This window comes from Psychrobacter sp. 1U2 (assembly GCF_051847575.1).
Genome location: NZ_JBPYDC010001839.1, coordinates 1 through 514, shown reverse-complemented (window position 1 = coordinate 514; position 514 = coordinate 1). Strand labels below are relative to the sequence as shown.

At 30.5% G+C, this 514-nt stretch carries 1 protein-coding gene; it reads right to left on the bottom strand.

Annotated elements, in window-relative coordinates:
- On the bottom strand, positions 1–469 hold a 469-nt coding region (locus tag ACS8FD_RS24695), incomplete at its 3' end, for a hypothetical protein (protein WP_439277784.1).
- Between the last annotated feature and the right edge of the window lie 45 nt (positions 470–514).

Genomic DNA, 514 nt, shown 5'->3' with positions numbered 1-514 from the left:
CTAAACTCTCCAATACACCAAGCTCAAAATTGATATCAGATGAATGTACTAATTGACCACGGTACATGATGGCTATATTCTCAGGTTCCATGTATTCGTTAAAATAATAATTGTTTGTAGTTTCGTCTTCATCCTCGTATATTAACTTAAGTGCAACTCCTAGATTTTTATCCCAATAAAAATTTTGATTCTGTAAGCTATTATTGAATAAGGAGCTATATTTGTTCGCTAAAATTTCAATGTTTGGACTCACTTTAAAATTTAATGTGGGATTAGTAACTATATTAGTTATATCAATAATTCTTCTAAGTGCTCTGTTCACGCCTAAACTCTTAACGCCTAAAATTAAATCAATTAATTTAGGGTAGTCGTCTACATAATACTCATCTATATAGTCTCGATTATCAGTTATAGAAAATTTTTCTAAGACTATTATTTTAGTACCATACTTACCTAGGTCATCAATCACCTTAATAAAGCAATACCCAGCTCTACCTGACAAGGGTGAATTTAA